Annotated in this window: 26 protein-coding genes and 1 tRNA gene; 13 read left to right on the top strand and 14 right to left on the bottom strand. The window is 73.0% G+C overall.

Annotated elements, in window-relative coordinates:
- Positions 1 to 40 precede the first annotated feature (40 nt).
- Together ACP7BI_RS07020 and ACP7BI_RS07015 are read left to right on the top strand one after the other, a co-directional pair.
- Positions 41 to 1,354, top strand: a complete 1,314-nt coding sequence (locus tag ACP7BI_RS07020) for a hemolysin family protein (protein ID WP_425844661.1) — start codon at positions 41 to 43, stop codon at positions 1,352 to 1,354.
- A gap of 48 nt (positions 1,355 to 1,402) precedes the next feature.
- Positions 1,403 to 1,732 (top strand): hypothetical protein, encoded by a 330-nt coding sequence (locus tag ACP7BI_RS07015; RefSeq protein WP_425844659.1) that lies wholly within the window; start codon positions 1,403 to 1,405, stop codon positions 1,730 to 1,732.
- 261 nt (positions 1,733 to 1,993) lie between these two features.
- On the opposite strand, the gene ACP7BI_RS07010 is transcribed toward ACP7BI_RS07015, so the two are convergent.
- From ACP7BI_RS07010 to ychF, 5 genes are all read right to left on the bottom strand, one after another.
- Entirely contained in the window at positions 1,994 to 4,549 is a 2,556-nt protein-coding gene (locus tag ACP7BI_RS07010) for an excinuclease ABC subunit A (RefSeq protein ID WP_425844657.1), read from the bottom strand.
- A gap of 245 nt (positions 4,550 to 4,794) precedes the next feature.
- Complete coding sequence (locus tag ACP7BI_RS07005) at positions 4,795 to 5,520, bottom strand: competence/damage-inducible protein A (protein ID WP_425844655.1); 726 nt, start codon at positions 5,518 to 5,520, stop codon at positions 4,795 to 4,797.
- Positions 5,521 to 5,568: 48 nt separating this feature from the next.
- The gene (locus ACP7BI_RS07000) at positions 5,569 to 5,823 is read right to left on the bottom strand and encodes a Txe/YoeB family addiction module toxin (protein WP_425844654.1); all 255 of its coding nucleotides are present in this window, start codon (positions 5,821 to 5,823) and stop codon (positions 5,569 to 5,571) included.
- Entirely contained in the window at positions 5,824 to 6,075 is a 252-nt protein-coding gene (locus ACP7BI_RS06995; protein WP_425844653.1) for a type II toxin-antitoxin system Phd/YefM family antitoxin, read from the bottom strand.
- A gap of 122 nt (positions 6,076 to 6,197) precedes the next feature.
- Entirely contained in the window at positions 6,198 to 7,271 is a 1,074-nt protein-coding gene (gene ychF / locus ACP7BI_RS06990; RefSeq protein ID WP_425844651.1) for a redox-regulated ATPase YchF, read from the bottom strand.
- 156 nt (positions 7,272 to 7,427) lie between these two features.
- On the opposite strand from ychF, the gene ACP7BI_RS06985 reads away from it, so the two are divergent.
- The 7 genes from ACP7BI_RS06985 to ACP7BI_RS06955 all read left to right on the top strand — a co-directional run bounded on the left by ACP7BI_RS06985 (position 7,428) and on the right by ACP7BI_RS06955 (position 12,474).
- Positions 7,428 to 7,757 carry a hypothetical protein gene (locus ACP7BI_RS06985; RefSeq protein ID WP_425844649.1) on the top strand — a complete coding sequence of 110 codons (330 nt, stop codon included), beginning with the start codon at positions 7,428 to 7,430 and terminating at the stop codon, positions 7,755 to 7,757.
- 26 nt (positions 7,758 to 7,783) lie between these two features.
- Complete coding sequence (locus ACP7BI_RS06980) at positions 7,784 to 8,029, top strand: acylphosphatase (protein ID WP_425844647.1); 246 nt, start codon at positions 7,784 to 7,786, stop codon at positions 8,027 to 8,029.
- Positions 8,030 to 8,174: 145 nt separating this feature from the next.
- On the top strand, positions 8,175 to 8,909 hold the full coding sequence (locus ACP7BI_RS06975) for a PRC-barrel domain-containing protein (protein ID WP_425844646.1): 735 nt from the start codon (positions 8,175 to 8,177) through the stop codon (positions 8,907 to 8,909).
- 177 nt (positions 8,910 to 9,086) lie between these two features.
- Complete coding sequence (locus ACP7BI_RS06970) at positions 9,087 to 10,169, top strand: Glu/Leu/Phe/Val dehydrogenase dimerization domain-containing protein (protein WP_425844645.1); 1,083 nt, start codon at positions 9,087 to 9,089, stop codon at positions 10,167 to 10,169.
- A 117-nt stretch (positions 10,170 to 10,286) separates the two neighbouring features.
- The gene (locus ACP7BI_RS06965) at positions 10,287 to 10,490 is read left to right on the top strand and encodes a hypothetical protein (protein WP_425844643.1); all 204 of its coding nucleotides are present in this window, start codon (positions 10,287 to 10,289) and stop codon (positions 10,488 to 10,490) included.
- Between the two features lie 192 nt (positions 10,491 to 10,682).
- A complete protein-coding gene (locus ACP7BI_RS06960; protein WP_425844642.1) occupies positions 10,683 to 11,471 on the top strand; it encodes an alpha/beta fold hydrolase in 789 nt (262 codons plus the stop codon).
- A gap of 76 nt (positions 11,472 to 11,547) precedes the next feature.
- Complete coding sequence (locus ACP7BI_RS06955; RefSeq protein ID WP_425844640.1) at positions 11,548 to 12,474, top strand: DMT family transporter; 927 nt, start codon at positions 11,548 to 11,550, stop codon at positions 12,472 to 12,474.
- Here ACP7BI_RS06955 and ACP7BI_RS06950 read toward each other — a convergent pair.
- From ACP7BI_RS06950 to leuC, 7 genes are read right to left on the bottom strand one after another with little or no spacing between them, the layout of a single operon-like run.
- A complete protein-coding gene (locus tag ACP7BI_RS06950; protein WP_425844639.1) occupies positions 12,428 to 13,048 on the bottom strand; it encodes a DUF488 family protein in 621 nt (206 codons plus the stop codon). The genes ACP7BI_RS06955 and ACP7BI_RS06950 overlap by 47 nt on opposite strands.
- Positions 12,973 to 14,082, bottom strand: coding sequence for a D-alanine--D-alanine ligase family protein (locus ACP7BI_RS06945; RefSeq protein WP_425844638.1), 1,110 nt, complete (start codon positions 14,080 to 14,082; stop codon positions 12,973 to 12,975). The genes ACP7BI_RS06950 and ACP7BI_RS06945 overlap by 76 nt, the downstream gene beginning before the upstream one ends.
- Positions 14,083 to 14,084: 2 nt before the next feature.
- Positions 14,085 to 15,083: an NAD(P)H-dependent glycerol-3-phosphate dehydrogenase gene (locus tag ACP7BI_RS06940; protein WP_425844636.1), complete on the bottom strand. Its 999-nt coding sequence runs from the start codon at positions 15,081 to 15,083 to the stop codon at positions 14,085 to 14,087.
- Positions 15,076 to 15,864: a lysophospholipid acyltransferase family protein gene (locus ACP7BI_RS06935; RefSeq protein ID WP_425844635.1), complete on the bottom strand. Its 789-nt coding sequence runs from the start codon at positions 15,862 to 15,864 to the stop codon at positions 15,076 to 15,078. The genes ACP7BI_RS06940 and ACP7BI_RS06935 overlap by 8 nt, the downstream gene beginning before the upstream one ends.
- The gene (gene murA, locus ACP7BI_RS06930) at positions 15,864 to 17,180 is read right to left on the bottom strand and encodes a UDP-N-acetylglucosamine 1-carboxyvinyltransferase (protein WP_425844990.1); all 1,317 of its coding nucleotides are present in this window, start codon (positions 17,178 to 17,180) and stop codon (positions 15,864 to 15,866) included. The genes ACP7BI_RS06935 and murA overlap by 1 nt, the downstream gene beginning before the upstream one ends.
- 41 nt (positions 17,181 to 17,221) lie before the next feature.
- Complete coding sequence (leuD, locus tag ACP7BI_RS06925; protein ID WP_425844634.1) at positions 17,222 to 17,860, bottom strand: 3-isopropylmalate dehydratase small subunit; 639 nt, start codon at positions 17,858 to 17,860, stop codon at positions 17,222 to 17,224.
- Positions 17,860 to 19,305, bottom strand: a complete 1,446-nt coding sequence (gene leuC / locus ACP7BI_RS06920) for a 3-isopropylmalate dehydratase large subunit (RefSeq protein ID WP_211448222.1) — start codon at positions 19,303 to 19,305, stop codon at positions 17,860 to 17,862. Before leuC ends, leuD begins: the two co-directional genes overlap by 1 nt.
- 136 nt (positions 19,306 to 19,441) lie before the next feature.
- Between leuC and ACP7BI_RS06915 the strand changes: the two genes are divergently transcribed.
- The gene (locus ACP7BI_RS06915) at positions 19,442 to 20,428 is read left to right on the top strand and encodes a malate dehydrogenase (protein ID WP_425844632.1); all 987 of its coding nucleotides are present in this window, start codon (positions 19,442 to 19,444) and stop codon (positions 20,426 to 20,428) included.
- A gap of 196 nt (positions 20,429 to 20,624) precedes the next feature.
- On the top strand, positions 20,625 to 21,473 hold the full coding sequence (locus tag ACP7BI_RS06910; protein WP_425844631.1) for a hypothetical protein: 849 nt from the start codon (positions 20,625 to 20,627) through the stop codon (positions 21,471 to 21,473).
- Between the two features lie 68 nt (positions 21,474 to 21,541).
- Here the strand turns inward: ACP7BI_RS06910 and ACP7BI_RS06905 are convergent.
- Together ACP7BI_RS06905 and ACP7BI_RS06900 are read right to left on the bottom strand one after the other, a co-directional pair.
- Positions 21,542 to 21,614, bottom strand: a tRNA-Glu gene (locus ACP7BI_RS06905).
- A gap of 82 nt (positions 21,615 to 21,696) precedes the next feature.
- The gene (locus tag ACP7BI_RS06900) at positions 21,697 to 22,587 is read right to left on the bottom strand and encodes a diacylglycerol/lipid kinase family protein (protein WP_425844630.1); all 891 of its coding nucleotides are present in this window, start codon (positions 22,585 to 22,587) and stop codon (positions 21,697 to 21,699) included.
- A gap of 76 nt (positions 22,588 to 22,663) precedes the next feature.
- Between ACP7BI_RS06900 and ACP7BI_RS06895 the strand changes: the two genes are divergently transcribed.
- Together ACP7BI_RS06895 and ACP7BI_RS06890 are read left to right on the top strand one after the other, a co-directional pair.
- Complete coding sequence (locus ACP7BI_RS06895; RefSeq protein ID WP_425844628.1) at positions 22,664 to 23,305, top strand: MBL fold metallo-hydrolase; 642 nt, start codon at positions 22,664 to 22,666, stop codon at positions 23,303 to 23,305.
- Positions 23,306 to 23,333: 28 nt separating this feature from the next.
- On the top strand, positions 23,334 to 24,095 hold the full coding sequence (locus ACP7BI_RS06890) for a TSUP family transporter (RefSeq protein WP_425844626.1): 762 nt from the start codon (positions 23,334 to 23,336) through the stop codon (positions 24,093 to 24,095).
- Positions 24,096 to 24,109: the final 14 nt, after the last annotated feature.

Below are 24,109 nucleotides of genomic sequence, written 5' to 3'. Positions count from 1 at the left end.
AGGTGACCCTGGGCGCGCCCCAGTCCGCGGAGCTCCGCCGATGAGCGCGGATCTCGCGACGAACATCGCCCTCGTCGTGGCGTTCGTCCTGATCGGCGGCGTGTTCGCCGCCACGGAGATGGCGCTCGTCACCCTTCGCGAGGGTCAGATCAACGCACTCGCTGCTCGCGGCAAGCGCGGCGCGAAGGTCGCGGCGCTCGCCCGCAACCCCAACACCTTCCTCTCCGCGGTCCAGATCGGCGTCACCGTCGCGGGCTTCGCCTCGGCCGCCTTCGGCGCCTCGTCGATCGCGCCGTACGTCACGCCGCTGCTGACGCAGCTCGGCTTGAGCGAGCAGGTCGCCGGCACGGCCGCGACCCTCGTGCTCACCCTCGCGATCGCCTACCTCTCGCTCGTGCTCGGCGAGCTCGCACCCAAGCGCCTCGCGATCCAGCGCAACACGGCGTTCGCCTACGCGATCGCGCCCATCCTGAACGGCTTCGCGATCGTCATGAAGCCCGTCATCTGGTTCCTGTCCGTCTCGACCAACCTCATCGTGCGCCTGCTCGGCGGCGATCCCCACAAGACGGGAGAGGAGATGACGGAGGAGGAGCTGCGCGACATGGTCTCGAGCCACGCCGGCTTCCCCGACGAGGAGCGGCGGATCCTGGACGACGTGCTGTCGCTCCGCGACCGCCAGCTCAGCGAGGTCATGCGGCCGCGACCCGAGGTCGCCGCGCTCGACGGCACCGCGACCATCGAGCAGGCAGCAGCCTCCGTGCGCGAGCTGCCGTACTCGCGCTATCCGCTCATCGATCGCGGCATCGACGACATCACCGCGTTCGTCCACGTGCGTGACCTCTTCGACGCGCTCCAGGACCGCTCGGCCGCGACCCTCGACGACATCGGCCGACCGATCCCCTACTTCCCGGCGACCGCCCGCGTGCTGCCGACGCTCGCGACGATGCGGGCCGAGGGGCACCACATCGCGGTCATCATCGACGAGTACGGCGGCACCGACGGCATCGTCACGCTCGAGGATCTCCTCGAGGAGGTCGTCGGCGAGATCTTCGACGAGTACGACACCGAGACCGGGCCGAGCGAGCTCTCGACGGAGGGCGGCACGGTCGACGGCCGACTCAACTTCCAGGACTTCGAGGAGGCGACGGGCGTGCGGCTGCCCAGCAGCTCCGCCGACACCGTCGCCGGCTTCGTGCTCGAGCGGCTCGGGCGCCTGGCGAAGGTCGGCGACGTCGTGGGGATCGACGGCGCGGTGCTGAAGGTCACGGCGCTCGACCGGCATCGCATCGCCGAGCTCTTCGTCACGCCCGTCGTCGACCCCGATCCCGAGGGCGAGACGCGCTCCGAGCCGTGACGCCGCGGCCCCTGGCGGCGCGATCGAGGAGACGGCTACGCTCCCGTCATGCTGAAGGCGGGCGCGACCCACGACGCGTGGGCGCCGGCGGTCATCGCCGCGGTGCTCGCGGCGCTCGGCGCGGTCTCGCTGCAGGTCGCGGCGGTGATGGACCTCCTGCCGCAGGCGCCGGTCGAGCTGACGTGGCTGCTGGGTTGGGTGCTGCTCGCGTGGTCGATCCCCGCGGTGGTCGCCGCGCTGCTCGCGGCGTGGCGTGCGCGGGGCGCGACGAGCCCGCCGCTGGCGCCGAGTTTGCTCGCCATCGGGGCAGCTATCGTCGCCCTCGCGGTCGCGGTGGCGCTCCACCCGCCCTTCGGCGCCGGCGTCGGCATCGGCTGACGCTGCCCAGAACGGCGAGAGCCCCTCTCGCAGTCGCTGCGGAGGGGCATTCGCGTGGCCTTCGTCCAAGGCATCGGGCGCCCCAGGAGTTCCGGGATCGATGATGTCGTGCCTCGCTGGGAGCGGACCGAGTGGTGCCTGAGACCGCTGCTCGGGCGGATGGGGTACCCACCGCCCGTCGGCAGGTCGCCTGCTCCTCCGCCTTCGCGAGCGAGATCGAGGCTGCGCGGATGCCGCGCAGCACCCTGAGCGCCCTCTCGCTCAGCGCGCCAGCGCCGCCGCGAGGTACGGCGCGGTGCGGCTCGTCCGGCTCGCCGCCACCTGCTCTGGGGTGCCCTCCGCGACCACCCGGCCGCCCGCATCCCCCGACCCCGGACCGAGGTCGATCACCCAGTCGGCCTCGGCGACGATGCGCATGTCGTGCTCGACCATGATGACGGTGCTGCCGCCGTCGACGAGGTGGTGCAGGTGCTGCAAGAGCCGGTCGGCGTCGGCCGCGTGGAGCCCGGAGGTCGGCTCGTCGAGCAGGTAGAGCGTGTCGCCGCGCTGGCCCCGCTGCAGCTCGGCGGCGAGCTTGACGCGCTGCGCCTCGCCGCCGGAGAGCTGGGTCGCGGGCTGGCCGAGGGCGACGTAGCCGAGCCCGACGTCGAGCAGCGCGTCGAGGTGCCGGTTGACCTCCGCGTCGTCGGTGAGGGATGCGCGGGCGTCGCGCACGCTCATCGCCAGCACATCCGCGATCGAGCGGCCATCGAGCCCGATCTCGAGCGTCTCGGCGTTGTAGCGGGTGCCGCCGCACGTCGTGCACGGCGCGTGCACCGTCGGCAGGAAGAGCAGCTCGACCTCCATCGTCCCTTCGCCCTTGCACGTCGGGCACCGCCCGGCGGGCAGGTTGAACGAGAACCGGCTCGGGGCGTAGCGGCGACGCCGCGCCTCGGGGGTCGCGGCGAACAGGGCGCGGACGCGGTCGAAGAGCCCCGTGTAGGTCGCGACGTTCGAGCGCGAGGTGCGGCCGATCGGCCGCTGGCTCACCTGCACGACGCGGCGCAGCCGCCCCGCTGGGCCGCGCGCGCTGCCGGTCGTCTCGGCCTCGCCGCGCTGCGTGAGCGGGTCGGCGACGGGAGCGCTCTCGTCGAGAACCGCGGCATCGTCCACCTCGCTCGCGAGGCTCGCCCGCAGCAGCTCGGGGAGCGCCTGGACGACGAGCGTCGACTTCCCAGAGCCCGAGACACCGGTGACGGCGGTGAGCGCGCCGAGCGGGAACGCGACCGAGAGGTCCTGCACGTTGTGCCGGGAGACGCCCTTCAGCTCGAGCGCCCCATCGCCCTGCCGGCGCTCGCGCCGTTCGTTGCTCGGCGTCGGTGCGTCGAACAAGTAGCGGCGGGTGACGGACGCATCCGCTGCTCGGAGCCCGTCGATCGGCCCGGAGTAGACGACCTCGCCGCCCTCGGAGCCAGCGCCCGGGCCGATGTCGACGATCCAGTCGGCCTCGCGGATGACGTCGAGCGAGTGCTCGACGAAGAAGACGGAGTTGCCGGTGTCGCGCAGCCGCCGGAGGATGCCCAGCAGCGACTCGGTGTCGGCGGGGTGCAGGCCGGCGGAGGGCTCGTCGAGCACGAAGACGACGCCGAAGAGCTGCGACAGCACTTGCGTCGCGAGGCGCATGCGCTGCAGCTCACCGGAGGAGAGGGATGCGGTCGTGCGGTCGAGCGAGAGGGAGCCGAGCCCGAGGTCGATGATGGGCGCGAGGCGGGCGAGCAGGTCGGAGACCAGGCGGCGAGCGGCGAGCAGCTGCTCGGGATGCTCGTCGCCACCCCCGCGCGGCCGCCAGCCCGGCTCGAGCACGCCCTGCAGCAGGGCCGCGACGTCGCGAAGCGGCGTCGCGGCGAGCTCCGTGATGGCGAGCCCCTCGAACGTGACCGCGAGCGCCTCCCCCTTCAGCCGGCGACCGCCGCACTCGGGGCACGCGACGCTCACCATGAACGACGCGGCGCGCTCGCGCATCCGTGCGCTCTTCGAGCCCGCGAACGTGTTCAGCACGTAGCGGCGCACGCCCTGGAAGGTGCTCATGTAGCGCGGCGGGGTGCCGTCGGCGATCGCCTGCCGCACCTCGGCGGGGCCGCGGTCGGTGTAGATCGGCACCTGTGGCGACTCGTCGGTGTAGAGCGCCCAGTCGCGCTGCTCGCGCGGCAGCTCGCGCCACGGCACGTCGATGTCGTAGCCGAGCGAGATGAGGCTGTCGCGCAGCTGCTTGCCGTGCCACGCCGTCGGCCAGGCGGCGAGCGCGCCCTCGCGGATCGTGAGGGATGCGTCGGGCACCATGAGCGACTCGGGCACGTCGTGCACCTGGCCGAGCCCGTGGCACGTCGGGCACGCGCCCTGCACGGTGTTCGTGGAGAAGTCCTCCGCGTAGAGCATCGGCGCGCCGGGCGGGTAGGTGCCGACGCGCGAGTAGAGCATGCGGACGACGTTCGAGATCGAGGTGGCGCTGCCGACGGTCGAGCGCGCCGAGCCGCCCGAGCGCTGCTGCGGCAGCGCGACCGCCGGCGGCAGACCGTCGATCGCGTCGACGTCGGGCACCCCGACCTGGCTCATCAGCCGGCGGGCGTAGGGCGCGACGGATTCGAAGTAGCGGCGCTGCGACTCGGCGTAGATCGTGCCGAACGCGAGCGAGCTCTTGCCCGACCCGGAGATGCCGGTGAACGCGACGAGCGCGTCCCGCGGGATGTCGAGGTCGACGCTCCGCAGGTTGTGCTCTCGAGCACCGCGCACCCGCACTCGATCACGACCGTCCTGCGCTCTGCTCGCCAGTGCATCCATCACGCCAGCCTCTCGCGAAGCCCCCGCGAGCATGCTGAGCACGGCGGACGGATGCGTCGTGCGGGCCTGGCGTGCCGTGGGCGCCGGTCGAGTCCTACTAGGAACCCTGGACGGAGCCGGCGCCTCCAGGCCGTCGCGCGCGCCACCGCATCGCGACGGCCTGCATCGCCGATTGCGGCACCTCCACGAACAGGAGCACCGGGACGACGAGCCAGTTCCTCATAGCGCCGAGACTACGGGGCCGCTCAGCCCACGGCGCGGTGGATCGCGCGCAGCCGCTCCATCGCCTCGCGCACGAGCGTCGGGTCGGTACCGCGCACGACGATGTTCGTGCCGAAGACGGCGCCGTCGCGGAACGGGTAGGAGCCGATGCTGAGCTCCGGCATCGCGGCGGCGAGATCGCGCAACGGATCGGCGATGCGGCCCTCCCCCACCTCGAAGCGCAGCTCCTCGGAGACGACGGGCCGTCCCGCCTCGAGCCGCGGCAGCACCGCGTCGAGCATCGCGACGAAGATCGCGGGCACGCCGGCCATGACGTGCACGTTGCCGATGCGGAAGCCCGGTGCACCGCTGATGCGGTTGTCGATGAGCTCCGCACCGTGCGGGACGCGCGCCATCCGCAGGTGCGCATCGGTCAGCGTGCGCCCGGGCCCGACGGCCGCCTGCAGTGCCGCGCGGGCGTCGTCGCGCACCTCGGCGCCGACGCCGAACGCATCCGCGACCGCGTCCGCGGTGATGTCGTCGTGCGTGGGTCCGATGCCGCCGGAGGTGAAGACGTGGGTGTGCGCGGCGCTGAGATCGCGAAGCGCGGCGACGATGACGCCGTGGTCGTCGGGCACGACCCGGATCTCGCGCAAGTCGATGCCGACCTCGCCGAGCCGGCCGGCCAGGTGGTAGGCGTTCGCCTCGCGCGTGCGCCCGGAGAGGATCTCGTCACCGATCACGAGCATCGCGGCAGTCGGGTTCGTCATGGCTCCAGGGTGTCGTGCCGACCTGAGCGAGAGCAGTCGGCGCGCCCGTCAGTAGTGGTAGCGCGCCTGGAGGATGATCACGTCCTCCCCCTCGACGAGGTAGACCAGCCGGTGCTCGTCGGTGATGCGACGAGACCATGCACCGCGCGCCCCGTACTTCAGCTGCTCAGGCTTGCCGATGCCCTCGAAGGGGTCGCGCAGGCACGCATCGATCAGCGCGTTGATGCGCTTCAGGACGCGCCGGTCGGCCGTCTGCCAGAAGACGTAGTCCTCCCAGCCGGCGCTGTCCCAGACCAGTCGCACCTACACGTCGCGGTCGAGCTCGTGCGTCTCGGTGACGCCCGCGCGCGCACGCTCGTAGGCGTCGAGGAGCCGGCGAGCGTTCGCGGGAGAGCGGAAGAGATAGGCCGTCTCCTGCCAGGCCGCGTACTCGTCAGCGGCCATGAGCACGGCGTTGCCCTTCCGCGAGACGATCTCGACAGCCTCGCGGTCGTCGTTCACGCGCTCGATGAGCGGGAACAGCGTCTTGCGGGCCTCGCTCGCGCTGATGGACATCCAAGCACCTCCGACAGGCCGAATCGTACCAGCATACGGTACAAGACGGATCGCTGTGCGCTGCGATGGCCGTCCGGAGCCACGCCATCTCCCTCGACTCCGTCGTGCGCTGGGGTGTCCGCCTACACGTTGAAGCGGAACTCCACCACGTCGCCGTCGACCATCACGTAGTCCTTGCCCTCGATGCGCACCCGGCCGGCGGCCTTCGCCTCCGCCATCGAACCGTACTGGTCGAGGTCGGCGAACGAGACGACCTCCGCCTTGATGAAGCCGCGCTCGAAGTCGGTGTGGATGACACCCGCCGCCTGCGGCGCGGTCCAGCCCTTGCGGATCGTCCAGGCGCGCGACTCCTTGGGGCCGGCCGTCAGGTACGTCTGCAGACCGAGCGTGTCGAAGCCGATGCGGGCGAGCTGGTCGAGGCCCGACTCGTCCTGCCCGAGCGACTGCAGCAGCTCGAGGGCCTCGTCCTGGTCGAGGTCGATGAGCTCCGACTCGACCTGCGCGTCGAGGAAGACGGCCTTCGCCGGCGCGACGAGCGCCGCGAGCTCGGCCTTCTTCGCGTCGTCCGAGAGCACCGCCTCGTCGACGTTGAAGACGAACAGCTGCGGCTTCGCCGTCAGGAGGCCCAGCTCCCGGATCGGCGTGACGTCGAAGCCAGCCTGCGAGAGCGTCGTGCCGGCGTTCAGGATCGCCTGCGCCTCGACCGCCGCCGCGAGCACGGCCGGGTCGGCCTTCTTGCCGCGCACCTCCTTCTCGAGGCGCGGCACCGCCTTCTCGAGCGTCTGCAGGTCGGCGAGGATGAGCTCGGTGTTGATCGTCTCCATGTCGGATGCCGGGTCGACCTTGCCGTCGACGTGCACGACATCCGAGTCGCTGAAGCCGCGCACGACCTGCGCGATCGCATCGGCCTCGCGGATGTTGGCGAGGAACTGGTTGCCGAGGCCCTCTCCCTCGCTCGCGCCCTTCACGATGCCGGCGATGTCGACGAACGACACCGTCGCGGGCAGGATCTTGGCCGAGCCGAAGATCTCGGCGAGGCGCGTCAGGCGCTCGTCCGGCAGCTCGACGACCCCGATGTTCGGCTCGATCGTCGCGAACGGGTAGTTCGCCGCGAGCACGGTGTTCTTGGTGAGCGCGTTGAAGAGGGTCGACTTGCCCACATTGGGGAGTCCGACGATGCCGATCGTGAGTGCCACGACAGACCAGCCTACCGGCGCGCATCCGCCCACCTCGCCCCCGAGCCTGGTCAGGAGGTGTACCGATGCGGTCTTCCCGACTCTCAGGCTCCCGGCGTAGCGTCGAGCCAACAGCGCAGCCGAGGGCTGCCGGATGGACCGCGGAGGAGAGCGATCATGGCAAACCAGAACGACCCGACGTACGACTCGCGCGAGGGCGACCCGGTCTACCACGAGGCGCCGCCCGCCGGCAGCGGCTCGGCGAGCTCGTTCGACGCCCGCCACAACGAGTTCGTGCCCGAGGACGGCCAGTCCGGCGCGGGCGTCGACGCGCGCACGGGCGAGACGGTGCACGGCGACGGCCAGGCGAAGGAGGCGCCGAACGACGACTTCTCCGGCGGCCGCGACGCCGAGCAGCCCGAGGAGCTCGACGCCCAGGGCCAGCGCGACCTCGAGGACGCCGCTCGCGACCAGGACGCCCCGAGCCTCGAGGGCGACGGACGCTGACCGAGCGCATCCGACGCCGCTTCGTCGTGCACGGCACCGTGCAGGGCGTCGGCTTCCGCATGGCCGCGCGCCGCGAGGCCGACCGGCTCGGACTCGCGGGCGCGGTGCGGAACCGCTTCGACGGCACGGTCGAGGCGGAGGCCGAGGGTGAGGCGGATGCGGTGACGGCCTTCGGCGCGTGGCTCGCGCACGGCCCCGACACGGCTCGCGTCGACCGCGTCGACAGCGAGGAGACCGAGGCGCGCGGCGACACGGGCTTCGCGGTGCGCTGACGCTCCCGGAGATCCGGAGCCGGTTGTCACGAGCCGCTCAGGATCCGCGCGTACCGTCGCGCCCAGGCGACAGCCGCCCTCGTCGGCGCAGCGAGCCGAGCGCTCGCAGCGCGGCTCGGCGGGGGCCGAACCGTTGGGAGAGATCGTGACGTTCCAGGGCAGCATCGACGAGATCGTCGGCCGCGAAGTGGTCGGCAGCGACGGCCAGCGCATCGGCGACGTGGGGCAGGTCTTCGTGCTCGACGGCACCGACGAGCCGACCTGGATCACCGTGAAGACGGGCCTGTTCGGGTTGCACGAGTCGTTCATCCCGGTCGCGGATGCCACCGAGCGCGGCGACCGGATCGTCGTGCCCTTCGAGAAGGCGTTCGTCAAGGACGCACCGCGCATCGACGACGCGAGCGAGCTCTCGGTCGAGCAGGAGGCGGAGCTCTACCGCTACTACGGCGTCGAGCCGCCCCTGCAGCAGCGCGCGGCCGTCGGCGACCACGGGCAGCGCGCTCACGGCCACCACGACGACGACCGCGACCGCGCCGTCGGCGGTCACCTGCAGCGCGCCGACGAGCGCCACTCGGGCGACGCGGACGACACCGGCCCCTCGACCGCGCACGCCGACCGCACGCCCTACGGCGGCGGGCACGACGCCGGCAGCGCCGACGCGAGCGGCAGCGGCTCGGATGACGAGCGCGGCGTGCGCGGCCGCGGCGCCGACGACGACCACGACGCGAGCCGCGGCGCGACGAGCGCGAGCGGCTCCGGTGGCCCGCGCCTGCGACGGCGCATCGTGACCGAGATGCAGACGATCCAGGTGCCCGTGCAGCGCGAGGAGATCGTGGTCGAGGGCGACGGCATCGAGCCGGACGGCGACGACCGCCGCTGAGGGCACGCTGCGCAGTCCTGGCGCGCTCCAGCGAGCCCGGCTGCGCACCCCGCGCAACGGGCGCCGACGCGCTTGCGCGCGCCGCGCATCCGCACCACCATGGTGGGAAGCCGCGCGATCCGCGGCCCCGACCCACGGCGCCGAGAGCGGCGCCGACACTCGATGAGGAGAGCCGCCATGAGCGCAATCCCTGAGTTCTCGCACGAGCGCGTCCTGACCTCCATGGGCGCCCGCAGCGGACTCGTCATCACCGTCGCACTCCACTCGAGCGCACTCGGGCCCGCCCTCGGCGGCTGCCGCATGTGGAGCTACCCGACCTGGGCCGACGGCCAGGCCGACGCCCTGCGGCTCTCGGCGGCGATGACGCTCAAGAACGCCGCGGCCGGGCTCGACGCCGGCGGCGGCAAGTCGGTCATCGCGCTGCCGATCGGCGAGGCGCTCGACCCCGACCGCCGCCGCGCGGCGCTGCTCGATCTCGGCGACCTCGTCGAGGCGCTCGACGGCCGCTACCGCACGGCCGAGGACGTCGGCACGACGGAGCACGACATGCTCGTCGTGCGCGAGCGCACCGAGCACGTCGTCGGCCTTCCCGCCGAGAGCGGCGGCGCGGGCGAGCCCGCTGGGGCGACCGCGCTCGGCGTCTTCTCGGCGATCGCGCCGACGCTCGGCGAGGCGTTCGGCTCGGAGCAGATCGAGGGGCGCTCGTTCGTCGTCTCGGGCCTCGGCCAGGTGGGCGGGCGGCTCGCGCGCATGCTCGCCGGTCACGGCGCGGAGCTCATCGTCACCGACATCGACGAACGCAAGCGCCAGCTCGCCGACGAGCTCGGCGCTCGCTGGATCGCGCCGGAGATGGCGCTCTCGACCCCCGCCGACGTGCTCGTGCCGGCCGGTCTCGGCGGCATCCTCACCGACGAGGCGATCGACGCGCTGCCCGTGCGCGCGGTCGTCGGGCCCGCCAACAACCCGCTCGCCGACCGCTCGGGCGCCGCGCGCCTGCAGGAGCGCGGCATCGTCTACGCGCCCGACTTCGTCGTGAACGCCGGCGGCGTCATCCACCTCGAGGGCATGGCCCACGGCCAGGAGTGGCCCGCGATCGCCGAGCGCCTGACCGGCATCGCCGACACCGTGCGCGGCGTCATGGCGAGCGCGCGCGAGCGCGGCATCACGCCGCTCGCCGCCGCCGAGGCGCTCGCCGTGGCGCGCATCGACGCCGCCCGCGGCTCGCGCGCGCCGTCGGCTCGCACCGCCGTCGTCGTCTGAGGCGACCGCAGCGGAGCCGGGCCGCGCGACGCCGACCCGCCCGGCTCGGCGCTCCCCCAGCCTCGGCGCGTAGCGTCGGCCACCAGCGGCGACGACGCCGCGGACGAGGAGAGCACCATGCACGACGAGCACGAGTCCGACGCCCCCGGCGAGCAGGTCGACCCGACGCAGCGCACGAGCCATTCGCCGGACGATGCGGTCGTCGACGAGGGCATCGACACGGGGCAGACGCACTCGAGCGAGCCCGATCCCGCGATCGGCGAGAGCATCGAGGAGAGCCCCGCAGAGGGCTTCGACCCCGACGCGCCGAGCGGCACCTGAGCGGTCGCGAGGCGGCCGGCAGCCGGTCGTTCGACGGGACGCTCGGGGCGCGGAGTTGACACTGCGGTCGGCGGGATGGTCGACTCGGTCCTGACACGTCCCGTCCCCCAATCGCGCGACGACCCCCGCGCACGACCCCAGCGACCGCTCCGCCCACAGGCGCAGGCGGCTCGGCACCGGAGCACCCTGGCCATGACCGCCTTCCCCGAAGCTCACCGGCCGTCGGTCGCGAGCACGCACCGGGCCGTGGTGCTGCTGCACGCCGGGAGCGCCGCGAACTGGATGTGGGAGCCGCAGCTGCCCGCGGTGCGCGACCGCCTCGCGCTCACGCCGCACCTCCCGGGGTTCGGGGAGCGCATCGCCGAGGAGTGGCCGGGCATCGCAGGGGCGGCGGACGACCTGGCCCGACGCATCCGCGATCTCGGCGCCGAGGGCCCCGTCGACCTCGTCGGCCTCTCGCTCGGGGGTGTGGTCGCGCTGCACCTCACGGCTCGGCACCCGCAGCTCGTCGCCTCGGTGCTCACGAGCGGCACCGCGGTCATGCCGGTCGTGGGCACGGCTCGCGCGCTCTCTGCGCTGCAGCTCATGCTCTGGAACCGTCGCGCGATGTGGCGCGCGCAGGCGAGCGCGCTCGGCCTGACCGCGGAGGCGGTCGAGCGCTACGTCGAGCACGGGCTCTCGGTGCGGCGCACGACCGCGCGGGTGCTGCTCGACGAGATCTCGGCAGGCGCGATGCCCGAGGGGCTCGACCGGTACCGGGGGCGGATGCTGCTGCTGGCGGGAGAGCTCGACCCCGCGGTGATGGCGGAGTCGCTCGAGGCGCTCCGCGAGGTCGTGCCGCACGCCGAGACGCGCACGGCGCCCGGCATGCGCTGCATCTGGAACATCGACAACCCGAAGCGCTTCAACGCGATGCTGCGCGACTGGCTGCGCGGCGGGGTCGACCACTGGCTGCTCGAGCCGACCCACGTGCTGCTCTGACGCGCTGGCGGGATCTCGACGGATAGCGGCAGGCTCGACGCTCGTCGGTGTGGGCGGCCGTCCCTAGGCTGACCGCATGAGCCTCCCCGCGCGCGAGCGCCTGCTCGTGATCGGCGCGGTCGTCGTGCCGCTGCTGGCCTGGGCATCGGCGTTCCTGGTGATCAGAGCGCTCGCCGGCGCCTTCGACCCGGGCTCCCTCACGCTCGGGCGGCTCGCGGTCGCCGCGCTCGTGCTCGGCGGCGTGCAGCTCGCGCGCGGCGGCTGGGTGCGGCCGACGCGGCGCGAGTGGCTGCTGCTCGGCGCGTTCGGCATCTCGTGGTTCCTCATCTACAACCTCGCCCTCAACGCGGCGGAGCACGAGCTCGACGCGGGCACCGCGGCGCTGCTCGTCAACGTCGCCCCGCTCATCGTCGCGCTCGTCGCGGGAGGGCTGCTCGGCGAGGGATTCCCGCGCTGGCTCATGGTCGGTGCCGTCGTCGCGTTCGGCGGCGTCGCGCTCATCGGCGCGGCGACCGCGACCGGCGCGCTGAGCGTCACCGGGGTGCTGCTCGCGCTGCTCGCGGCGGTCACCTACGCGATCGCGGTGCTGCTGCAGAAGCCGCTGCTGCGCCGCCTGCCGGGCCTGCAGATGACGTTCATCGGCGTCGCGATCGGCACGATCGGCAGCCTGCCGTGGGCCGGGCCGCTCATCGCGCAAGCGGGTGCCGCGTCGACCGCCGAGGCGGTCGGCGTCGTCTACCTCGGCGTCGTGCCGACGGCGATCGCGTTCCTCGCGTGGGCCTACGCCCTCCGCCGCATGCCCGCGGGCCGGCTCATCACGACGACCTACCTCGTGCCCGTCATCGCGTCGGCCGCGGCCTGGCCGCTGCTCGGCGAGGTGCCGCCCCCGCTCGCGCTCATCGGCGGCCTCGTGTGCCTCGTCGGCGTCGCGCTCACGCGCTTGCCCGACCGGGCGCTCAGCCGGCGACCGGCGCCGGCGGCCACCGCAGCGCCCCGTCGCTGACGGTCGCGGTCTCGCTCGGCTCGTGCGGCCGCAGCGATCCGTCGTGCATGAGGTGCTCGACCGGCACGCCGTGCAGCTTCGCGGCCACGTCGGCGACGACCCGCCGGTGGCACCGCCACCACACCGCCTCCGAGCACATGACCGCCGTGCGCCGAGCCGACGCATCCGCCAGCACCGACGCCATGCCCGCCTCGAACTCCGGCGTCCGCGTCCAGGCGGCGTAGGCGCGGAAGGCGTCGACGCGCCACCAGCCGTCGGGCGAGGCGGCGTCCTCCTCTGCCTGCAGCCGGCGCCGGCCGCCGAGCCGCTCCTCCCAGCGCCACGCGATGCCGCCCGCGGCGAGCTCGCCCTCGATCGCGTCGCGCGACGCGGCGGGGTTCGCGCGGCTGCCCGGGAAGCGCCGGATGTCGACGACGAGCTCGACCCCCGCACCCGCGAGGAGCGATCGCAGTCCGTCGCCGTCGAGCCGACCGTGGCCGACGGTGACGAGGGCGGCGGCTATCGCTGCTCCTCGAGTCCCAGCTCGATGAGCTCGGTGATGAGGTCGGCGTAGGCGATGCCGCTCGCCTCCCACAGCACCGGGAACATCGAGATCGACGTGAAGCCCGGCATCGTGTTGATCTCGTTGACGACGACGCCGTGCTCGGGCGAGAGGAAGAAGTCGACGCGCGCGAGCCCCGCCCCCTCGATCGCCTCGAACGCGCGGACCGCGGTCGCCTGCAGCTCGGCGAGCGACGCGTCGTCGACCGCGGCGGGGCACACGACGCGCGCGCCCGAGCCGCCGCGATACTTGAGGTCGAAGTCGTAGAAGCGGCCCTCGTCGAGCTCGATCTCGCCCGGGAGCGACGCCCGGGGCGGGGCGCCGTCGCGGCCGGCGAGCACGCCGAGCTCGATCTCGCGGCCGCTCACGCCCACCTCGACGAGCGCGCGCGAGTCCTCGGCGAGCGCGGCCGTCATCGCGTCGTCGAGCTCCGCGATCGTCGCGACGCGACTGACGCCCACGGACGAGCCGGCGCGCGCGGGCTTGACGAACACCGGCATCGGGAAGCCCTCGAGCCGCGCGCGCACCGCCTCCGGGTCGCGCGCCCACGCGGCTCGCGAGACCGTGATCCACGGGGCGACGCGGATGCCCGCGTGCTCGAGCACCGTCTTCGTGTAGTGCTTGTCCATCCCGACCGCGCTCGCGAGCACGCCGTTGCCGACGTACGGGAGCCCCGCGAGCTCGAGTGCGCCCTGCACCGTGCCGTCCTCGCCGAAGGGGCCGTGGAGGATCGGGAGCACGACGTCGATCGGCTCGAGCCGGCGCCCGGCGGCGTCCTCGACCTCGAGCGCGCGCTCGCCCGCGACCTGCGGCAGCCGCACGCGCGAGCCGTCGTCGGCGACGACCGGCATCGCCTCGAGCGTGAGCTCGGCCGGGTCGCCGTCCCACAGCGTCCACGCGCCCGACGGCGCGATGCCGACGACGATCGGTTCGAAGCGCTCGCGATCGAGGTGCCGCAGCACGCTGCCCGCGGTCGCGCACGAGATCGAGTGCTCGCTCGAGCGGCCGCCGAAGAGGATGGCGACGCGGATGCGCCGGGCCGGCCCGGTCTCTGGGGTCTCGGTCACGGTCACTCCTGGATCGGCTCGTCGTCGGTCGTCAGGTGGGGCGCGATGTCGCGCGGGTCCATCTCGCCGTCGAGCACGAGCCGCACCTGCTCGAGGATCGGCATCCGCACGCCCACCGCGGCCGCGAGCTGCGCGACGGGCTCGACCGACGCGAGGCCCTCGGCGACCTGCTCCATGCGGGCGACGACGTCGGTGCGCGAGTAGCCCATGCCGAGCAGCCGGCCCGCGGTGAAGTTGCGCGAGAGCGGCGAGCCGCACGTCGCGATGAGGTCGCCGAGACCGGCGAGGCCGCTCATCGTCTCGCGCTCGGCGCCGTGGGCGACGGCGAAGTCGGTCACCTCCGCGAGGCCGCGGGTGATGATCGACGCCTTCGTGTTCTCGCCGTAGCCGACGCCGTCGACGATGCCGATCGCGAGCGCGACGAGGTTCTTCAGCACGCCGCCGAACTCGGTGCCGACGACGTCGGTGTTGATGAAGGAGTGGAAGTAGTCGTTCCGCGCGCGCTTGGCGACCTCACGGGCGGTCTGCGTGCTCGACGACGAGACGACCGCGGCGGTCGGGTGCTCCTGCGCGATCTCGAGCGCGAGGTTCGGCCCCGAGACGACCGCGATGCGGCCGGCGTCGATCGCGAGCTCCTGGGCGATCACCTCGCTCATGCGCAGCCGTGAGCCCGCCTCGACGCCCTTGATGAGGCTCACGATCGGCGCGTCCGGCCCGATCGCGCGGCCGTGCTCGCGCAGCAGCTGCCGCAGCTGCTGGCTCGGCACGGCGAGGTAGACCTGGGATGCGCCCTCGAGCGCCGCGCGGATGTCGCTCGTCGCGTGCATGGTCGCGGGCAGCGTGATGCCCGGCAGGTAACGGGTGTTGCGGCGCGACTCGTCGATCTCGCGCGCCGCCTCCGGCCGCCTCGCCCACAGCACCGTGTCGGTGCCGCCGTCGGCGAGCGCCTTGGCGAACGTCGTGCCCCAGCTCCCCGCGCCGAGGACCGCGACGTCAGCCATCCGCACGTCCCTGCTCGTCCCCCGTCGGGCCCTGCTCGAAGCGGCCCGTCTCGGCCTGGCCGTAGCGCGACGGGTCGTAGCGCACGGCGGGCGGCTGCTCGCCGCGCAGCTCGCCGAGCAGGCCCGCGATCGCGCCCATGACGCGATCGGTCGCGGCGGTCATCGACGCCTGGTCGGTCTTGCCCGCGAAGTCGGAGAGGTCGACGGGCGGGCCGAAGAGGATGTCGATCGTCTTCCGCGGGAAGGGGCGGATCGACTTGCCGTAGCGCGGCATGAGGTGCTGCGTGCCCCAGTGGGCGGCGGGGATGAGCGGCACGCCCGCTTCGAGCGCCATGCGCACGGCGCCGGTCTTGCCCCGCATGGGCCACAGGTCGGGTTCGCGCGTGAGCGAGCCCTCCGGGTAGATGATGACGCCGAGCTCGTCGCGCACGAGCGTGCGAGCGGCCTCCATCGGCGCCGACTGGGCGGAGCGGCCGGCGCGCTCGACGGGGATCTGGCCCGCCGCGCGCAGGATCGCGCCCACGAGGGGGATCCTGAACAGGCTCGCCTTCGCCATGAAGCGCGGCACGCGGCCGGCCTTCCACACCGCCATCGCCATGACGATCGGGTCGATCTCGCTGTAGTGGTTGGGCGAGAGCACGAACGCGCCGCGCGCGGGCAGGTGCTCGTGCCCGCGGATGCGCAGCTTCGCCATCGCGGTCATCGGCGGGATGACCGCGGCGGCGATCCCGACGTAGACGGATGTGCGCTCCGGCTTCGGCGGGCGGCCGGGCAGCCCCATCAGCCCTCCACGTCGAAGTCCGCGCCGAGGGTCTCGAGCTTCTCGATGAAGCGCTCGTAGCCCCGGGCGATGATCCCGACGTTGGAGATGCGGCTCGTGCCCTCGGCGGTCAGCGCGGCCACGAGGTGGCTGAAGCCGCCGCGCAGGTCGGGCACCACGACATCCGCGCCGTGCAGCTCGACGGGGCCCGCGATGACGGCGGAGTGCTCGTAGTTGCGCTGCCCGAAGCGGCACGCGTGGCTGCCGAGGCAATCGGTGTGGATCTGGATGCGCGCGCCCATCTCGACGAGCGCCTCGGTGAAGCCGAAGCGCTGCTCGTAGACGGTCTCGTGCACGATCGAGATGCCGTTGGCCTTCGCGAGCGCCACGACGAGCGGCTGCTGCCAATCGGTCATGAAGCCGGGGTGCACGTCGGTCTCGACGACGACGGGCTTGAGGTCGCCGCCCGGGTGCCAGAAGCGGATGCCGTCGTCCTCGATCTCGAACGCGCCGCCCGCCTTGCGGAAGACATTGAGGAAGGTCGTCATCTCCGGCTGGCGAGCGCCCTCGAGGAAGACGTCGCCGCCGGTCGCGAGCGCCGCGCACGCCCACGAGGCGGCCTCGTTGCGGTCGAAGAGCGCCGTGTGGCGGTAGCCGACGAGCTTGTCGACGCCCTCGATGCGGATCGTGCGGTCGGTGTCGACCTGGATCTCTGCGCCCATCTTCTGCAGGATCGCGATGAGGTCCATGATCTCGGGCTCGACCGCGGCGCCCGTGAGCTCCGTGCGGCCCTTCGCGCGCACCGCGCCGAGCAGCACCTGCTCGGTCGCGCCGACCGACGGGTAGGGCAGGTGGATCTTCGCGCCGTGCAGGCCGTTGGGCGCCGACATCCGGATGCCGCTCGGCAGCTTCTCGACGACCGCGCCGAAGTTGCGCAGCACGTCGAGGTGGTAGTCGATCGGGCGGTCGCCGATGTGGCAGCCGCCGAGGTCGGGGATGAACGCCTCGCCGAGCTGGTGCAGCAGCGGGCCGCAGAACAGGATGGGGATGCGGGAGGAGCCCGCGTGCGCGTTGATCGACGTCTCGTGCGCGGTGCGCACCTTCGCCGGGTCGAGGCGCAGGGTGTCGCCGTCGCGCTCGACGGTCACGCCGTGGAGCTCGAGCAGCCCCTGCACGACGCGCACGTCGCTGATCTCGGGGACGCTGCGCAGCTCGCTCGGCGTCTCGCCGAGCAGCGCCGCGACCATCGCCTTCGTGACGAGGTTCTTCGCGCCCTTCATCTGGATGCGGCCCTGCAGCGGCTTGCCGCCGCGCACGGTGATGCGGTCGACGTTCATGCCGACGGCAGCTCCGGCGCTCTTGCTGAACTCGGTGAGGTTCACGAGGCTCCTTGCGTTCGTGCCTGCGGCGTCCGGCCCTGCGGCGTCCGATCCTGCGTCGTGGGCAGCCACGACGGACGCTTGGCCTCGAACGCGGAGATCGCGGCTTCGTCGCGCAGGGTGAGTGCGATGTCATCGAGGCCCTCGAGCAGGCGCCAGCGAGTGTAGTCATCGATCTGGAAGGGATGGCTGACACCGGCTGCGGTCGCGGTGCGAGCCTCGAGGTCGACCGTCACGGGCTCCCCCGGGTTCGCGCGCGCGACGGCCCAGAGGGCCTCCGTCGCCTCCTCGGAGATCTGGCCGACGAGCAGCCCTTGCTTGCCGGCGTTGCCGCGGAAGATCTCGCCGAAGCGGGGGCCCAGCACGGCGGTGATGCCGAAGTCGCGCAGCGCCCACACGGCGTGCTCGCGGCTCGAGCCGGTGCCGAAGTCGTAGCCGACGACGAGGATGCCGCCGTGCCGGTACGGCTCCCGGTTGAGCACGAAGTCGGGGTCCTGCCGCCACGAGTGGAAGAGCGCGTCGTCGTAGCCGGTCTTCGTGACCCGCTTCAGGAAGACGGCGGGGATGATCTGGTCGGTGTCGACGTTCGAGCGCTCGAGCGGCACGATCGGGCCGGTCAGCGTGCTGATCTTCTCCATCAGGCGACTCCGTCCCTCGCGAGCTCCGGCTCGGCTTCGGCGTCCAGCAGGTCCCACGGGCTCGAGAGCGTGCCGCGGATCGCGGTCGCCGCGGCGACGAGCGGCGAGACGAGGTGCGTGCGACCGCCCTTGCCCTGCCTGCCCTCGAAGTTGCGGTTCGAGGTCGACGCGCAGCGCTCCCCCGGCGCGAGCTGGTCGGGGTTCATGCCGAGGCACATCGAGCAGCCGGCGAAGCGCCACTCGGCGCCGAAGTCCGTGAAGACCTTGTCGAGCCCGGCGGCCTCTGCCTCGAGCCGCACTCGAGCCGAGCCCGGCACGACCAGCACGCGCACCCCATCCGCCTTCTTCCGACCGCGGATGATCTCGGCCGCCGCCGAGAGGTCCTCCATGCGCGAGTTCGTGCACGAGCCGATGAAGACGGTGTCGACCGCGATGTCCTTGAGCCGCGTGCCGGGCGTGAGGTCCATGTACTCGAGCGCGCGCTCGGCGGCCGAGCGGTCGGTCGGGTCGTCGAACGACTCGGGAGCCGGCACCTCGCCCGAGAGCGAGACGCCCTGGCCGGGGTTCGTGCCCCACGTGACGAAGGGCTCGAGCTCGGATGCGTCGATGAAGATCTCGTTGTCGAAGACGGCGTCGTCGTCGGTCGGGAGCGTCTTCCAGTACTCGAGCGCGGCATCCCAGTCGGCGCCCTTGGGCGCGTGCGGCTTGTCCTTGACGTAGGCGAAGGTCGTCTCGTCGGGCGCGACCATGCCGGCGCGCGCGCCCGCCTCGATCGACATGTTGCAGATCGTCATGCGGCCCTCGATCGAGAGGGAGCGGATGGCGCTGCCGCGGTACTCGAAGACGTAGCCGGCGCCGCCGCCCGTGCCGATCTTCGCGATCACAGCGAGGATGATGTCCTTCGCGGTCACGCCGGGGCGCAGCTCGCCCTCGACGTTGATCGCCATCGTCTTGAAGGGCTTGAGCGGGAGCGTCTGCGTCGCCATGACGTGCTCGACCTCGCTCGTGCCGATGCCGAACGCCATCGCGCCGAACGCGCCGTGCGTCGAGGTGTGCGAGTCGCCGCAGACGACCGTGACGCCCGGGAGCGTGAGGCCGAGCTGCGGGCCGACGAGGTGCACGATGCCCTGCTCCTTGTCGCCGAGCGAGTGGATGCGCACGCCGAACTCGGCGGCGTTCTGCCGCAGCGTCTCGATCTGCTTCCTGCTCGTCGGGTCCTGGATGGGCTTGTCGATGTCGAGCGTCGGCGTGTTGTGGTCCTCGGTCGCGACCGTGAGGTCGGTGCGGCGCAGGGGCCTGCCAGCCTGCCGGAGGCCGTCGAAGGCCTGCGGGCTCGTCACCTCGTGCACGAGGTGGAGGTCGATGTAGATGAGGTCGGGGGCGCCGTCCTCGCCCTTCACCACGACGTGGTCGTCCCACACCTTCTCAGCGAGCGTCTTGCCCATCTGCCCTCCCAGCACGCGCGTGGCCGCGATCGACCATCCGCCCAGTCTACGCGGGGGCCGGTGCCGCTCCTCTGTCGGCGAACACGACGCGCGCCTGCCCTGGCCTCGTCCAGCATGCGCAGGGCACGATGGGCGCATGCGCGCTCCCATCACCGTCGCCGTCACGGGCGGCGCAGGCCAGATCGGCTACCAGCTGCTGTTCCGCATCGCCGCCGGCGACATGCTCGGACCCGACCAGCCCGTGCGGCTGCGGATCCTCGAGATCCCGGATGCGCTGCCCGCGCTCGAGGGCGTCGTCATGGAGCTGCACGACTCGGCCTTCCCGCTGCTGCACTCGGTCGACACGACGGCGGATGCGTCGGTCGCCTTCGAGGGCGCCGAGCACGCGCTGCTCGTGGGCGCGAGGCCGCGCGGGCCGGGCATGGAGCGATCCGACCTGCTCGCCGCGAACGGCGCGATCTTCAGCGCGCAGGGACGCGCGATCCAGGAGCACGCGAGCCAGGACATCCGCATCACCGTGACGGGGAACCCCGCGAACACGAACGCGCTCATCGCAGCCGCCGCGGCCCCCGAGATCCCGCGCGAGCGCTTCTCGGCCCTGACGCGGCTCGACCACAACCGCGCGATCGCGCAGCTCGCGGCGCGGACGGGCGAGCCGGTCGCGGGGATCCGGCGCATGATCGTGTGGGGCAACCACTCGACGACGCAGGTGCCCGACCTCACGCACGCGATCGTCGGCGAGTCGCTAGCGACCGACCTCGTCGAGCGCGAGTGGGTGCGCGACGAGTTCGCGCCGACGGTCGCGAACCGCGGCGCGGCGGTCATCGCGGCGCGCGGCGCCTCCTCTGCCGCGTCGGCAGCGTCGGCGACGATCGACCACGTGCGGTCGTGGATGCTCGGCACGGCGCCCGACGACTGGACCTCGATGTCGGTCATCTCGCGCGGCGAGTACGACGTGCCCGAGGGGCTCGTCTCGTCGTTCCCCGTGACGACCGCCGACGGCGAGTGGTCGATCGTCGACGACCTCGAGCTCGAGCCGGAGGTCGCCGAGCAGCTGCGCGCGTCGGTCGCGGAGCTCGAGCAGGAGCGCGAGCAGGTGCGGGCGCTCGGCTACCTGGGCTGAGCCGCGCTCCTTGCGGTGGCGCGTCAGGCAGGGAGTCGCGATTCGGTGATCCGCCACGGTCGGAGGTGATTCTCACCGCCCTCCGTGACATCGACGCCTTGCGTGACGGCCCATCGCCGAGAAGCGGGTGCCGGCGTTCTCCACAGCGCCAGGCGGCGCCGCCCCGTGGCGCGGTTGCGCAGGGCACCCTCGGTGGATGCGCAGCATCTCGGCAGACGTCCTCGCAGCGCAGGGCGCCACCACGCGCGCCGCGCTGCTCGCCCTCGGCCACCCGTACCGAGCGATCCGCGCCGAGGTGGCGAGCGGCGCGCTCCAAGCCATCGGCAGGTCGTGGGTGATCATCCCCGACGCGAATCCCGCGATCGGAGCGGCACTGCGCAGCGGCGGAGTCCTCGGCGGAGCGAGCGCGCTGCGCTCCTACGGCGTCTGGGTCACGGAGCTCCCCCCGGTGCAGATCGCCACGCGCCCCCACTCCAGCCCGCGGCGCGTGCCGGAGGGCGAGCGCATCCGGGGCGACTTCACCGTCGACGAGAAGCCGTGGCGCGTGAGCCTCGTCGATGCGCTCGCGCAGCACGCGCGGCGCGTCGAGCGAGACGACGCGATCGCTTCGATCGACAGCGCGCTGCACCAGGGGCTCCTCGACGAGGAAGGGCTCGACCGGCTCTTCGGTCTGCTGCCGCTCCGGTGCCGGCCTTGGCGGCGCGAGCTCGACGCGAGCGCCGAGTCGGGACTCGAGTCGCTGCTGCGCGTGCCGTGCCGGGATCGGGGTTGGCGGGTCGAGACGCAGGCGCCCGCGCCAGGCGGTGGCCGGGGCGACCTGCTGATCGACGGCTGGCTGTGGGTGGAGACCGATGGCGACGAGTGGCAGGACAACGAGAAGCAGGCGGCGAAGGATCGGAAGCGTGGCACCGCGATCACAGCAGCGGGCGGGCGCTGGCTGCGCTTCGGCTACGCCGACGTCGTGCATGAGCGGCCGCGCACGATGTCGGTCATCGAGCTCGTGATGGCGCAGGGACGACCGGCACCGGTGCGGCTCGCAGGGTGAGTGGGTCGCGAGACCGGGCCGGGAACGGCGAAGCGCCCCCGGCCGTGAGACCGAGGGCGCTTCTGGTGTGACCCCAGCGGGATTCGAACCCGCGTTACCGCCGTGAGAGGGCGGCGTACTAGGCCGCTATACGATGGGGCCGTGCTGCTCTCGCTCGCGAAAGCAACCTGGATAGTGTGCCACACGATCCGGGCGTGCGCCAAATCGAGCGAGCACGGACCGGTCAGGGCGCGCGGAGCACCTGCAGGGCGCCGGGCATCGCGGTGCAGCGCACCGGCAGCCGGCCCACGATCTCGCCGTCCGCGCACACCGTCACCGCGTCGTCGCTCGCGATGTCGACCGACTCGCAATCGAGGATGTGCACGCGCGGATCCGCCTCGTGCGTGCCGCGCATCGCCTTCGCGAGCGTGATGAGGAAGCGCGGGTACGACACCTCATCGGCGAGCACCGCCGTCAGCCGCCCGTCGTGCAGCGACGCGCTCGGCGCGATCGGCACCCCTCCCCCGAACGTGCCGTTGTTCGCGATCGCCGCGATGAGGGTGCGCCACGAGCGCTCCTCGCCGCCGTCGAAGCGCATCCGGAACGTGCGGTGCCGCGGCCGCAGGAGCGTCGCGACGATCGCGGCGCGGTAGCGGAGCGCGCTCGGCACCCGCGTGAACCGGTTCGAGCGCACCGTGACGTCGGCGTCGAAGCCCACGGAGACGACGCCAGCGGCGAGCGAGACCCCGTCCGGGTGCTCGATCCGCACGAGGTCGAAGCGCTCAGCGTTCCCGTCGAGCGCCGCTTCGAGCCCGTCGAGCACCTGCTCGGCGCTCCGGATCCCGAGCGAGGCGGCGAAGTCGTTGCCGCTGCCCGCGGGCACGACGACGAGGCGCTTCGACGTGCCGCCGACGATGTTGACGCCGAGGTGCACCATGCCGTCCCCGCCCACGACGACGAGCGCATCCGCCGTCGTCATCGCGAAGCGCGTCTGCTCGAGCTGACCGCGGTAGTCGGCGGCCGCGACGTGCCGCACCTCGTGCCCGAGCTCGGCGAGGCGCGCAGCCGTCCGCGCGCCGATCGCACCGCCTCGACCGGGTCGGTCGGCAGGCTTCGAGGCGACGACGATGTGCACGGCTGCGAGCCTAGGCGAAGCGCGTGCCCGCGCCGAGCGCCTGCGCTCGCCGAGCGCACCGCCTATCGTGGATGCCATGCGAGTGACCAAGCGAGAGCACGCCTGCATGATCCTCGACGAGGACGGACGCCAGCTCGTCATCGACCCCGGCAACCAGACCGGCCCCGTCTCGGCCCCCGACCTCGTCGCGATCGTCATCACGCACGAGCACGCCGATCACTGGGACGCGGGCCGGCTGCGCGAGCTGCTCGCGGCCAACCCCGGCACGCCGATCTACGCGCCCGCTGGCGTCGCCGCCGCCGCGTCGGAGTTCAAGGTCACCGTCGTCGAGGCGGGCGAGCGCGTCACCGCCGGCCCCTTCCGGCTGCGCTTCTTCGGCGGCACGCACGCCGAGATCCACCGCTCGATCCCGCTCGTCGACAACCTCGGCGTGCTCGTCAACGAGCGCTTCTACTACCCGGGCGACTCGTACGCGACGCCCGACGTCAAGGTCGAGGTGCTCGCCGCGCCCGCCGGCGCGCCGTGGCTCAAGATCGGCGAGGTGATCGACTTCGTCACGGCGGTCGCGCCGCGCGCGACCTTCGCGGTGCACGACGCACCGCTCTCGCCGATGGGCCTCGGCATGGCGCACGCGCGCATCGAGGCGGCCGCCGCCGAGCACGGGGGCACGCACCACCGCCTCGAGAACGGCGACTCGCTGCCCATCGGCGAGCACTGATGGCCGCGCGCCGCCCGGGCGCGACCGCGTGATCGATCCGCTCACGCTGCTGCTCTACGCGGCGGCGATCTTCGTCGCGACGGTCGCCCAGCGCGTCGTCGGCCTCGGCTTCGGGCTCGTGATGGGCCCGGTCTCGGCGATCGTCGCCGGACCGATCGCGGCTGTGCCGCTCAACTGCATCTTCGCCGTCGTCGCGTGCTCGCTCATGCTGCCGGGCGTGTGGCGCGACGTCGACTGGCGGCGGCTCGCGTGGCTGCTCCTGCCCGCGGTGCCCGCGAGCGTGGTGGGGCTGCTCCTGGCGCGCGTCGTGTCGGCGGATGCGCTCCGCATCGCGGTCGGGCTCCTCGCGATCGCGGGCGTGCTGATCTCCGTCGTCTTCACGCGCTCGCGCCACACGCTCGACGGCCCGGGCACGCGCATCGGCTCCGGCCTCGCGATCGGCGGCTTCAACGCCGCCGTCGGCGTCGGCGCCCCGCTCGTGGGCATCTACGCGCTCGTGAGTCGGTGGGATCCGCTCGTGCTCGCCGCGACCATGCAGCCGTTCTGGGTCGTCCTCAACCTCATGACGCTCGGGCAGCGGGCGGTGCTCGTGCCCGAGGGCTTCCCCGAGTGGCCGTGGTGGGCGTGGGCGGGCGCCTCGGCCGCCGCGGCGCTCGGCACGCTGCTCGCCCACCGCATCGCCCACCGGGTGCCGGCGGGCGTCGCGCGCGCCGCGGTCGTCGTGCTCTCGATCGTCGGCGGCGTCGCCGTCATCGGCACCGGCGTCGCGGGGCTGCTCGCCGCGGCGTGACCGCACCCCGCACA

This window comes from Agrococcus sp. TSP3-2-1, assembly GCF_049897585.1.
Classification (GTDB): Bacteria; Actinomycetota; Actinomycetes; order Actinomycetales; family Microbacteriaceae; genus Agrococcus.
The sequence above is the reverse complement of the archived record's forward strand: the minus strand, read 5'-3'. Positions and strand labels throughout refer to the sequence as shown.

Bases quoted from the DNA above. Each gene is read 5' to 3' on its own strand.
- ACP7BI_RS07015 (WP_425844659.1), top strand. From the start codon at position 1,403: ATGCTGAAGGCGGGCGCGACCCACGACGCGTGGGCGCCGGCGGTCATC.
- ACP7BI_RS06970 (WP_425844645.1), top strand. From the start codon at position 9,087: ATGAGCGCAATCCCTGAGTTCTCGCACGAGCGCGTCCTGACCTCCATG.
- ACP7BI_RS07020 (WP_425844661.1), top strand. From the start codon at position 41: ATGAGCGCGGATCTCGCGACGAACATCGCCCTCGTCGTGGCGTTCGTC.
- ACP7BI_RS06965 (WP_425844643.1), top strand. From the start codon at position 10,287: ATGCACGACGAGCACGAGTCCGACGCCCCCGGCGAGCAGGTCGACCCG.
- ACP7BI_RS06915 (WP_425844632.1), top strand. From the start codon at position 19,442: ATGCGCGCTCCCATCACCGTCGCCGTCACGGGCGGCGCAGGCCAGATC.
- ACP7BI_RS07005 (WP_425844655.1), bottom strand. From the start codon at position 5,520: ATGACGAACCCGACTGCCGCGATGCTCGTGATCGGTGACGAGATCCTC.
- ACP7BI_RS06910 (WP_425844631.1), top strand. From the start codon at position 20,625: ATGCGCAGCATCTCGGCAGACGTCCTCGCAGCGCAGGGCGCCACCACG.
- ACP7BI_RS06985 (WP_425844649.1), top strand. From the start codon at position 7,428: ATGGCAAACCAGAACGACCCGACGTACGACTCGCGCGAGGGCGACCCG.
- ACP7BI_RS06935 (WP_425844635.1), bottom strand. From the start codon at position 15,864: ATGGGGCTGCCCGGCCGCCCGCCGAAGCCGGAGCGCACATCCGTCTAC.
- leuD (WP_425844634.1), bottom strand. From the start codon at position 17,860: ATGGAGAAGATCAGCACGCTGACCGGCCCGATCGTGCCGCTCGAGCGC.
- murA (WP_425844990.1), bottom strand. From the start codon at position 17,180: ATGAACGTCGACCGCATCACCGTGCGCGGCGGCAAGCCGCTGCAGGGC.
- ACP7BI_RS06955 (WP_425844640.1), top strand. From the start codon at position 11,548: ATGAGCCTCCCCGCGCGCGAGCGCCTGCTCGTGATCGGCGCGGTCGTC.
- leuC (WP_211448222.1), bottom strand. From the start codon at position 19,305: ATGGGCAAGACGCTCGCTGAGAAGGTGTGGGACGACCACGTCGTGGTG.
- ACP7BI_RS06995 (WP_425844653.1), bottom strand. From the start codon at position 6,075: ATGTCCATCAGCGCGAGCGAGGCCCGCAAGACGCTGTTCCCGCTCATC.
- ACP7BI_RS06895 (WP_425844628.1), top strand. From the start codon at position 22,664: ATGCGAGTGACCAAGCGAGAGCACGCCTGCATGATCCTCGACGAGGAC.
- ACP7BI_RS06940 (WP_425844636.1), bottom strand. From the start codon at position 15,083: ATGGCTGACGTCGCGGTCCTCGGCGCGGGGAGCTGGGGCACGACGTTC.
- ACP7BI_RS06960 (WP_425844642.1), top strand. From the start codon at position 10,683: ATGACCGCCTTCCCCGAAGCTCACCGGCCGTCGGTCGCGAGCACGCAC.
- ACP7BI_RS07010 (WP_425844657.1), bottom strand. From the start codon at position 4,549: ATGGATGCACTGGCGAGCAGAGCGCAGGACGGTCGTGATCGAGTGCGG.